Here is a 12,385-nt window from a genome sequence, read left to right as displayed (position 1 = left end):
AGAACATTTAAGGGCCATAATGATACACGCATTGTGTGTGAATGCTTACGAAGCCTCCAGTGAGTTGGGGAGGACCTCGTAGGCATTTTTATGTTCATTTCCAAAAAGCAAAAGCTCGATAGCTTGCGACTGAGCAACTGACGGCAGGTATAAGGACCATAAGAGATCTCTATATTATGAGTTAAAACCGTCAAGCAGGGATTAAGTGGGGGTAAAACGCACCAATATTTATCTATTTGGGAGGATGGTACAAGCATATGCTAGCCTATGTATTTCCCGGCCAAGGCGCCCAGAAAAAAGGAATGGGCGAGGAGCTTTTCGACAAGTTTAAAGAATTGACTGCACAAGCGGATGATATTCTAGGGTATTCGATCAAACAATTATGCTTGGAAGATCCTGATTTTAATCTGAATAAGACTCAATATACCCAACCGGCATTATATACCGTAAATGCTATAAGCTACTTCAACAAGATTAAGCATTCGGCAAGAACGGTAGATTTTGTTGCGGGACATAGCCTTGGGGAATATAACGCCCTGCTGGCCGCGGGAGCCTTTGATTTTGCTACAGGTTTAAGGCTTGTTCAAAAGCGAGGGCAGTTAATGAGCCAGGCTGCGGGGGGCGGCATGGCGGCCGTCATCGGACCGACCGAGGAACAAATTGCAGAGGTGCTGCAGGAACATAAGCTTGAAACCATCGATATCGCCAATCTGAATAGCCCTCATCAGATCGTAATCTCTGGAGCGAGGGAAGATATGGATCTCGCCAAGCAGGTCTTTGAATCGCTTAAGGATGTCATGATGTTTATTCCCTTGCGAACGAGCGGTGCCTTTCATTCTCGTCATATGGAGGATGCGGGCAGAGAATATGAAGCTTTTCTCCAGAACTTCACGTTCCATGAATTGCGTATCCCGGTTATCTCCAATGTGTATGCCAGGCGATATCAGAGGTCCTCTATCAAAAGGAATCTGGTTCAACAGATTACAAGCTCCGTTCGATGGACGGACAGTATTCGATATTTGATGGGGCTTGGTGTTATTGATTTTGAGGAGATTGGTCCGGGAAGGGTTTTAACCGATTTAATAGGGAGAATCAAGAACGAAGCAGGACCTCTAATTGTGGATGAACCTGCATTCGATACTGAAGCAGTTATTGAAGCCGTGCATGAGGATCTGAACAAAAGCCATTTAGAGATATCTAATAAATCTGAACCGATAGCTGTGGAACAACTGTATTCATACGAAATTAAACCATGTTCGCTGGGAAGCGCAGCATTCAGAAGGGATTACAATCTTAAATACGCCTATTTGACTGGCGCTATGTACCGGGGAATTGCCTCTAAAGAAATGGTTGTAAGAATGGGCAAGGCAGGAATGATGGGTTTTTTCGGAGCTGGAGGTTTAAAATTACCCCAAATTGCAGAGGCGATTCAATACATACAGCAAGAACTTTCTGAAGGTCAAACTTACGGCATGAACTTGGTGCACAATCCTTCTGAGCCGGAAATCGAAGAACAAACGGTGGACATATTTCTTCAGAGCGGCGTGAAGGTTATGGAAGCGGCTGCTTTCATGAATATCACTCCAGCATTGGTCAAATACCGCGCCAAAAGTTTAACCCGCGATGCCGATGGAAGAGTTGTTTCGATAAATAAAATGATTGCCAAGGTATCGCGGCCGGAAGTTGCCGAGGCGTTTCTTAGTCCAGCACCCGAGCGAATCATTGCAAAGCTGCGGGAAGAAAACAAAATTACGCTGGAAGAAGCTCATATGCTCAGGGATGTCCCTGTTGCGGATGATATTTGTGCCGAGGCAGATTCCGGTGGTCATACAGACGGTGCCGTGGCCTATGCATTAATGCCGGCCATGATTAAATTACGGGATGAGATGATGCAACGGTATTCATACCCTACAAGCATACGGATAGGAGCTGCAGGTGGGATCGGCACTCCAGATGCCATATCAGCGGCATTTACATTAGGTGCGGATTTCATTGTGACAGGTTCGATTAACCAATGCACGGTCGAGGCTGGAACTAGCGACGAAGTAAAGGATTTACTCCAGCAAATGAATGTTCAGGATACGGAATACGCGCCTGCCGGGGATATGTTTGAGATGGGGGCTCGGGTACAGGTGCTGAAAAAAGGACTGTTCTTCCCGGCACGCTCCAATAAACTGTACGATTTATACCGTCAGTTCAATTCCATTGATGATATTGACGAGAAGACAAAGGCGCAGATCCAAGAAAAATATTTCAAGCGCAGCTTTGAGAGCGTATATGAAACAGTCCGGACACGCTACCCTCAAGTCGTTGAGAAGGCAGAACGGAATCCCAAATATAAAATGGCTTTGATATTCAGATGGTATTTCAGTTACAGCACGCGATTGGCTCTGCAAGGGGATCAGGAGAATAAAGTCGACTATCAAATTCATTGCGGGCCAGCCTTAGGCGCATTTAATCAATGGGTGAAAGGAACGGAGCTCGAGGATTGGCGGAATCGGCATGTAGATGAGATTGCCGAGAAACTGATGACGGAAACGGCTGCACTGTTGAACCGGAGATTTAACAGCTTTCGAATGCCTTCGGAGGAACCTGGCCTGCCAGATCTTCAGGGCAATCGAAGCGTTCAAGAGGTTTATTAAAAGTGAGGTGTACCATATAAATGAAAAATGAAATCGCGATTATTGGTATAGCTTGCCGGTTCCCGGGAGCACAGAACTATGAAGAATTCTGGGACAATCTGAAAGAAGGTCGTTCAAGCATTCAGGAGATCCCCAAGGAGCGCTGGGATTGGAAGGAGTATTGGGGCGATCCGCAGGCTGACAACAAGAGCAACAGCAAGTGGGGCGGCTTTATTCAAGATGCAGACGCCTTTGATCCGGGCTTTTTCGGCCTTTCGGCAAGGGAGGTAGAAGCGACGGATCCCCAGCAGCGGATCATGCTGGAATTATCATGGTCCTGTTTGGAAGACGCCGGGATTCTTCCTTCCCAGATATCAGGGGACAAAATCGGCGTTTACATGGGGGTTTTTAATTTTGATTATAAAGGGCTGCAGGAGCAGACGAACCAGATTATTGAAACCTATCATTCCATAGGTACGGCATCTGCCGTCATAGCGAACCGAATCTCCCATTTCTTTAACTTGAAAGGTCCGAGTTTTCCGATAGACACAGCATGCTCAAGTTCCTTTAACGCGATTCATTCGGCGGCCCAGTCCATACTTCTCGGGGAGAGCAATATGGCTCTTGCGGGCGGGGTCAGCCTTATTCTAACCCCCTCACGTCATATCTCCTTTTCCAAAGCAGGGATGCTGTCCCCGACCGGCTCATGCAAAACCTTCGACGACAATGCAGATGGCTATGTGCGCAGTGAAGGGGCAGGGGTCGTGTTGCTTAAACCTTTAGAACAAGCCCTTGAAGATGGGGACTCCATTTATGGCGTCTTAAAGGGAACTGCCGTAAACCATAATGGAAGAACTCATACCCTTACTTATCCCAACCCTGAAGCCCAGGCAGATGTTATAGCTGAGGCCCATAAGAAAGCGGACATCCCCGTGGAAAGCATCAGTTATATTGAAGCTCATGGAACGGGAACTCCAAAAGGAGATCCGATGGAGTTTCAAGGACTGCTAAAAGCTTTTCAATTACGATCGAAAAAGGACCAAATACTTTCCAAGAATTATTGCGGCCTGGGTTCGGTGAAAACAAATATCGGGCATTTGGAATCTGCCGCCGGGATTGCCGGACTGATCAAGGTCCTCATGTCCATGAAGCATAAACAGCTGCCTGGACTGCAAAATTTCAAAACATTGAATCATCGTATCTCAATTGAAGAAAGTCCATTCTACATGGTAGACAAGCTGCAGGAGTGGAAGCTTCTGGAGGGAGCAGATGGGCAAAGCTTTCCGAGACGTGCAGGCATTAGTTCTTTCGGGTTCGGAGGAACGAATGCGCATATCGTCCTCGAAGAAGCACCCGCTATGAAGAAAAAATCCGCTAAGAAGCTCCCCCAATATCTCATCTGTTTATCTGCGAAAACAGAAGAATCTTTGCGGCAGAGGGAGCTGGATCTAGCACGGTGGATCGATAGGAATGGGCATGGGATCAGCCTGACGGATGTAAGTGCAACTCTCTTGCTCCAGCGGGAGCATTTCGGAATAAGATCTGCCTATGTGGTTAAGGATGTGCAGGAACTTCGGGAGAAATTAAAGCAGGTGCTGGAGAATAGTAGACCGAATGGATATTGTAAAGATCAAATTCCGTTAATCGGTAAGAAGCAAGAGCCGCTGCTTGAACATCTGGGTAAGGTGTTGGTAACAGAACTACAATCCCTCAAGAGGAGCGATGTACAGGAATACGGCAGCAAATTGAAGGCATTAGCAGAATTATATGTAAAAGGGCATGAAGTGGATTGGAAGGCCATATTTCTCAAGGGAAAGACACAGCATGTGCATTTGCCCACCTATCCATTTGCACGGGAGCGGTATTGGATCCCAGTGGAAAGCTTCTCGGATCATGCTGTTACAGCTGAGAGAGCTGAAACCTCCTATGTTCATCCGCTGCTGCATCAGAATACATCCGATTTTTCAGAACAACGCTACAGTTCTACCTTTACGGGTGAAGAGTTTTTCTTGAAGGACCACATGGTGAAGGGTCGCCATGTGCTGCCAGGCGTAGCGTACCTTGAAATGGCACGGGAAGCGGTTGAAAAGGCATCTGGGTTATCATCCGATGCTGATTCACCGATTCGGCTTCAACATGTGGTGTGGGCCAAGCCGGTAATCGTTGGTAAACATCCGGTTCAAGTCCATATTGCGCTTTTTCCAGGCGAAAACGGTGACGTTACCTACGAAGTTTACAGTCAAACCGAAGAGGGACGCGGGGATTCTATTGTACATAGCCAGGGCAATGCTCAGATGAACACAGATCTGTTTGGCGAATTGACCAGCGTGAATATCGATCGATTGAAAGGACAATTAACCAGGGCAAACGATACGGTGAAGCATTTTTATGAGACTTTTCAGCGCTCCGGAATTCATTATGGTCCAGCCCACCAAGGGATAGAAGAGGTATACAGCGGGGGCGGCCGCGTACTGGTCAAGCTGCTGTTGCCTTCCTTGATCGAGAGTACAGCAGCTCGATATATTCTGCATCCCAGCCTCCTGGATTCGGCTTTGCAAGCCGCAATGATTCTGATGCTTGGTTCGGAGAAGCAAGACACTTCCGACGGCAAAGTTTCATCGCGGCTTTTTCTTCCGTTTGCACTTGAACAACTCGATGTGTTACAGAGATGCTCTTCAGTCATGTGGGCACATGTTCAATACAGCAATCAAAATACCACTGGAGGACAGTCAAAGAAAGTTGATATTGACCTTTATGATGAGCAAGGAACGTTGTGTGTGAGGATGAGAGAATTATCCTGGAGAAAACGAAGTGAAGAGGAAACCTTGCTCCAATCACGGACGGATTCGGACACGCTCATGCTGCACCCTATTTGGAAGGAACAGGTTATTTCGAGGGATACGACTTTCGCGAGCTACGAAGACTATTGTATCGTGCTTTGCGAAATGGACGATGTGGTGAAGGAGCGCATAGAAACCGATGTAAACGAAGCTCGCATTCTATCCTTGCAATCCAACCGTAACGGGATAAAGGAGCGGTTTCAAGATTACTCGGTAAAGCTGTTAAAGGAACTTCAAAGCATTCTTAAAGCCGGAACGAGGACGAAAGCGTTTATACAAATCGTATTCTCCAGGCATGGAGACCAACAGCTAATCTCCGGTTTGGCTGGACTTCTTAAGACAGCCAGACTCGAGAATCCAAAACTCGCGGCCCAGATGATTGAGGTCGATTCGGGAGAAACGCCGGAGGAGCTCGTCTCCAAGCTGAAAAGCAATCTTCAGGACACCCGGGATTTCCATATCCGGTACGAGTCAGGGAAGCGATTGGTCAAAAGCTGGGATCAGGTTGAAGCTATGCAGTCAGAAGATAGCAATCCGTGGAAAGACACAGGGACGTACTTGATCACGGGTGGAATGGGCGGACTCGGTTTCATCTTTGCTAATGAGATTGCCAAACGCACAAAGGGTGCGACGTTGATTCTAACCGGCCGTTCTGATCTCAGCAACGAAATGGAGTCTCAACTGGAGGAAATAAGAGTACATGGGGCCCAAGCGGAATACTGGCAGGCTGATGTGACCAAGGGCAAGGAAGTAGATGACCTAATCCAGCGTGTCACAGCTGAGTTTGGTGGTCTCAGTGGAATCATTCATAGCGCTGGAGTGATTAAAGACAGTCTTATTCTTAATAAAACTGTAGAAAACCTGCAGGCTGTATTGGCACCGAAAGTGGAAGGGATCGTAAACTTGGATCAGGCGAGCAAGGAATTGAAGCTTGATCTATTTGTCGTTTTTTCATCGGTATTCGGAATCGTGGGCAACCCGGGTCAGGCGGACTATTGCTCGGCTAATGCCTTTATGGATGCTTATGCCACGTACCGAAACGAGCTTGTTCGTTCGAAGGAGCGTAGCGGGCACACCCTGTCCATGAATTGGCCTTTATGGAAAGACGGCGGGATGCATGTCGATGAAAAGACCGAACAGATGATGATGCAGCAGTTAGGTATGGCGGCTATCGATACAGGCTCGGCTGTCCTTGCTTTCTATCAAGCGTGGGCTTCCCGTAATGACCAGGTTCTCGTCATGGAAGGGGATTTAGAGCATTTTTATACAAAACTCACAGAAAAACAGAATGTGGAAGATACGCCAATCGAAGCGATTCAAGGGAAAGGACATGAAGATCATGAGCTCTTCCCGGGTATGAGTGAGGACGATTTTACGGAAAAGGCAATTAGCTTCGTGAAAAAACAGATTTCGACCGTCTTGAGGCTGCCCGTACAGCGAATTGAAACGGATGCCCCGATGGAGCATTACGGCATTGATTCCATCATGACCACCCAATTGACGAATGAATTGGAGAAAACGTTTGGCTCGCTGTCCAAAACGTTGTTTTTCGAATATCAGAATATCAGGGAATTGACCGGGTATTTCATCAAATCATACCGTGATAAGTTGGTGAGCGTGCTGGGAGAGAGGGGGTCTGCAGAACCCACAGTTCAGCTTGCAGCGCCTTCCGTTTCAACGAAAGGACCGGATGTATCGCATCCTGCCAGCCTTAGACGTTCGCGTTTTGGACAGCCAACCATTAAGCAACAGGATGAACATGCGTCTACCGCGATGGATATTGCCATTATCGGAATGTCCGGGCGTTATCCCGGCGCCGAGAATATACGGCAGTTTTGGGAGGTACTGAAGAATGGCAAGGATTGCATTACGGAAATACCGAACGACCGCTGGGATTACAATCTATATTATGACGAGGATCGCAACAAACCAGGAACAGCCAACAGTAAATGGGGGGGCTTTCTCAAAGGGGTCGATCGATTTGATCCCTTGTTTTTTAATATATCCCCTCGGGAAGCGGAGATGATGGATCCGCAAGAACGCCTGTTTCTGCAATGTGTCAATGAAACCCTTGAGGATGCGGGATATACCCGGGAAACCCTGGGCTTATACAGCGATTTTGGCTTGGAAGGTAGTGTGGGCGTCTATGTCGGTGCCATGTATCAGGAATATCAGCTCTACGGTGCTCAGGAGCAAGCAAGGGGGAATCCTCTGGCACTACCCGGACTGCCAGCATCCATCGCCAATCGGGTGTCTTATTTCTTCAACTTCCATGGCCCAAGTATGACCATAGATACGATGTGTTCTTCATCCTTGACGGCCATTCATCTGGCTTGTCAAAGCTTGCTGACGGGAGAATGCAAGGTATCGATTGCGGGCGGGGTTAATGTTTCGATTCATCCCAATAAATATCTGTATCTGTCACAGGGGAAGTTTATCTCCAGCAGAGGAAGATGTGAGAGTTTTGGCGAGGGAGGAGAGGGATACGTGCCTGGTGAGGGAGTAGGAGCCGTTCTTCTTAAACCGCTGTCCCATGCCATGGAGGATCGAGACCAGATTTATGGAATTATTAAGGCGACTGCAATCAATCACGGGGGGAAAACCAACGGATACACGGTACCGAATCCCAAAGCCCAGTCCAGCGTAATTGGACGAGCATTCAAGAAGGCGGGGATTGATCCGCGCACGATCAGCTATATGGAGGCGCACGGAACGGGAACCTCGCTGGGGGATCCAATTGAAATAACGGGATTACACAACATCTTTCAGGAATACACAGGGGATAAGCAGTTTTGTGCGCTCGGTTCTGCAAAATCGAATATTGGACATTGTGAGAGTGCGGCTGGAATCGCAGGCTTGACCAAAGTTCTGCTTCAGCTTAAATACAAGCAGCTGGTGCCTTCATTGCATTCGCGGGTTTTGAACCCCAACATCGACTTTAGCCAGACTCCATTTGTTGTGCAGCAAGAGCTTGCGGAGTGGAAAAGACCTGTCCTCGAGTTGAATGGAGTAATGAAGGAGTACCCAAGAATTGCAGGAATATCGTCCTTTGGTGCGGGAGGGTCCAATGCCCACCTCGTCATTGAGGAGTATATCCCCGGAGTCGAGGAGTCTTCACCAATCATCATGGAAGGTCTAAATCCGGTCATCATTGTGCTATCAGGCAAAAGCGAAGAACAGCTGAGGATACAGGCGCAGCGTCTTCTCGCGGATATCAGCGACCAACCGCAAGAAGATTCCAGCCTTATTGACATGGCTTACACTCTACAAGTAGGACGGGAAGCCATGGAGGAACGATTGGCTGTGATTGTATCTACAATGAAAGAGCTGATCGATAAACTAAGAGAATATATCGAAGGCCGCGATCATGTGGACGGTATCTATTATGGTCAGGTAAGACGGAACAAAGAAGCGCTATCTGTATTTACAAGAGACGAAGAACTGCAGGAAGCCATTGCTAAATGGATTCAGCGTAGAAAATATGACAAGCTCGCAAGTCTCTGGGTTAAAGGATTGGATGTGGAATGGAGCCGGCTTTATGAGAATACGAAGCCACGCCGAATCAGCTTGCCCACCTATCCGTTTTCCGAAGATCGCTACTGGGTTCCCGAACCGAGTAACGCTCAGGCGTGGAGCAATCCGGAGCCCAAGCGAGAACTTGTAGTCTCTAACCGGGAAAAAAGTCCAGTTGAGCGTAAAGTGAGCTATTTGAATAAAAAGTGGGAACTGACTGCCATAGATGGTTCTGCCGACCGAAGCAAATCCGTTACGCAATCCATTGCGATATTGACTACGCAGGAAACGATGGAGTTAGCTATTCACATATCCAGGCATTTTAAAAGCAGCCGGATCATTGATATTCAGGATATGGCACGCGAGTTTCATCAGACTGAACAGGATTGGAACCAATATGGCGGCTGTATCGACGTTGTAGGCTGCGGGTTGAATACAACGGGGCTGACCGGATGGGTTCCCTGGCTCCAGAAATGGATCGAGCATGCTGACACAGACGGCCTAACACTGCTTGGGGTAACGAAATGTCTGGAGTCTTTCCAGAATGCTGAAGTCAACTTGTCCGGTGCCGAACGCGCTGGACTGTACAGAATGCTGCAGAGTGAATACAGTCGCCTGAGCTCACGGCATGTGGATGTGGATGCTGAGACGGATGTTCAGATCATTGCTGAACAGATCGTTAACGAATATGCTACCGAAAGCCGAGACACGGAAATCTGTTACCGGAGCGGTAAGCGATATCGGGCTTCGCTGGAAGAGTTGAAGGGGGCGATTTCCGATAAAGAAGCGTTCGCTTTCCCCGAGGATCATGTGCTTTGGATTACAGGAGGTACAAGGGGGATCGGTTACCTATGCGCCAGACATTTTGTACAGAAATATGGCGTTAAGAAGCTGGTTCTGACAGGTCGGGAGGTTTTGCCTTCACGTGAAGAATGGAGTCTCTATAAGGGGCAAAAAACGCCGGTAGCACAAAAAATTCAGGCGATTCAGGTGTTGGAAGAACTTCAGGCAGAAGTGAAAATCTTGTCGGTATCATTATCGGATGAGCAAGCTGTTCAGCAGAGCATGGAGTTGGTCAAAAGGACAATGGGGCCCATTGGAGGCGTTATTCATTGTGCGGGGCGGATTGACACCCATAATCCAGCGTTTATTAGAAAATCCGTTGAAGGAATTGAGCAGGTCTTCGAACCGAAAGTGTCAGGCCTTCGTGTACTCTACGAGTGCTTCCGAAATGAATCTTTATCGTTCTTTCTGCTCTTCTCTTCGGTTTCGTCCACGATTCCTGCTTTAGCTTCCGGACAGAGTGATTATGGAATGGCGAATGCCTATATGGATTATTTTGCGGAGAAAGCGAAACATACGGTACCCATTGCCAGCATTCAGTGGCCGAGCTGGAAAGAGGCGGGAATGGGCGAAGTGAGAAGCAGGGCCTATGAGCAGACGGGTTTGCTGAGCATAACCAATGAAGAGGGCTTACAGCTGTTGGATCAGATTCTTTCAAACCGAATACCATCGGTGGTTATGCCGGCTGTGGTCAATCCCGAATTGTGGAATCCCGGCAGGCTAATGCAGTTTGCCAACCAGGAGAGCTTGAAAGGCAGGATGAGACAAAGAGGGCAAGAGCCGGAGAATTCGAACAAGAGTCCCCAAGGCCTGTTGAATCAAACGCGAGCATGGCTTACGGAGCTGCTGGCCGAAGAACTGAAAATTCCTGTTACGAAACTGGAGCCCGATATAGCTTTCCAAGATTATGGTGTAGATTCAATCATGATCGCTCAATTGCTTCGACGAATCAATCAGCTGGCCGGGTTGGATTTGGAGCCTACCCTGCTATTTGAATATCCGACCATAGAATCATTGGCAGGCTGGATGGTCAATGCTCATTCTGCTGCGGTATCGCAGATGCTGGGGACTGCGGATATTTGTGAATCCATGTCTAACGTAAAGGCATCATCACCTCAGGCGCCGATGGCTTTGTTAGAAAGCGGAGCATCAACGAAAGGACTTCCAGGCGAGCCTGCCACGGGTATAGCGGTGGTAGGATTGTCATGCCGATTCCCTGGTGCCGGTTCACTTGAGGACTATTGGAGGATTTTGTCCGAAGGGATATCGGCCATTCGGCAGGTTCCGTATGAACGGTGGGGGCACTCCACCTCTTATTACGCTGGAATGCTTGAGGAAATCTCAAGCTTTGATCCGTCCTTTTTCCTGATCCCGCAAGAAGATGCCAGAGTCATGGATCCGCAGGCACTGTTGGTGCTGGAAGAAAGTCTGAAGCTGATATGTCATGCTGGATATTCGTGGCAAGAATTAAAGGGCAAGCCGATGGGAGTCTATATTGGAGCTCGAACGCAGCATCAACCGGAGGAATCCGACTTATACCAAGCGCGTAATCCGATTGTGGCGATTGGGCAGAACTATCTGTCTGCCAATATTTCACATTTCCTTGACCTTCGTGGTCCAAGCGTTGTAGTGGATACAGCATGCTCTTCGGCGCTGGTAGCGATGAACATGGCGGTACAAGCTCTGCGAGCAGGCGATATCGATTCGGCGATTGTCGGAGGCGCGAGTCTGCTAACTACTGACCGTGCACACAAAATTTTTGAACAACGCGGGATCTTAAGTCCGGTACAGGACTTCCATATGTTTGACAAACGGGCTGAAGGTATCGTGCTGGGAGAAGGCGCAGGTATGGTTCTGTTAAAAACGGTGGAGCAAGCTATTGCCGATGGCGATCGGATCTATGCAGTCATTAAGGGCTTGGCCGTTAATAACGACGGGCGAACGGCAGGACCGTCAACTCCGAATATTCAAGCGCAAAGGGATGTATTACAGACTGCCTTGCGCAAGAGTGGAAGGCATCCCGAGGAGATCAGTTATATTGAAACGAATGGCTCGGGTACCATGGTGACCGATTTACTGGAGCTTAAAGCGATTCATTCGATTTATCGGGAATCGAGCACGGTTCCGCTGGGGCTGGGATCAATGAAACCTAATATCGGACATCCACTTTGTGCAGAAGGCATTGCCAGTTTTATTAAAGTGGTGTTGATGCTGCATCACGGGCAATTCGTTCCTTTTTTATCAGGCGGAGAAGCGATGGTTCACTATGATATGGAATCATCTCCGTTCTATTTTAGTAGAGAAAAAACCGAGTGGGCGCATACATCCAGAGTGGCGGCGATTAACTGTTTTGCGGACGGAGGAACCAACGCCCATGTGATCCTGGAGGATGGCGCAGGGGTGCCTCTTCAACGTGATAGAAGGCAGCCTTTACCGGTTCCGGTTTTAAACAGGCGGCAGTTATGGGAGACACAAACTCATTCCAAAACCTTATCAAGCGGCAGAAAAACAGCAGCAAACGTTCCGCAGGATATTTTTTGGGAAAATTTCGACTAGGAGGGAGCAAAC

At 48.2% G+C, this 12,385-nt stretch carries 2 protein-coding genes; both read left to right on the top strand.

What is annotated here, in order from left to right; translation table 11 throughout:
- The first annotated feature begins 257 nt into the window (after window positions 1-257).
- Entirely contained in the window at window positions 258-2,642 is a 2,385-nt protein-coding gene (gene fabD, locus PAEVO_RS12230) for an ACP S-malonyltransferase (RefSeq protein ID WP_100537793.1), read from the top strand.
- Between the two features lie 20 nt (window positions 2,643-2,662).
- On the top strand, window positions 2,663-12,373 hold the full coding sequence (locus tag PAEVO_RS12225; protein WP_100537792.1) for an SDR family NAD(P)-dependent oxidoreductase: 9,711 nt from the start codon (window positions 2,663-2,665) through the stop codon (window positions 12,371-12,373).
- The last annotated feature ends 12 nt before the right edge of the window (window positions 12,374-12,385 follow it).

Source organism: Paenibacillus sp. GM2FR (assembly GCF_002803325.1).
Classification (GTDB): Bacteria; Bacillota; Bacilli; order Paenibacillales; family Paenibacillaceae; genus Paenibacillus_AQ; species Paenibacillus_AQ lautus.
Note: the sequence above shows the minus strand (reverse complement) of the source record. Positions and strands in the feature narration are given on the sequence as shown.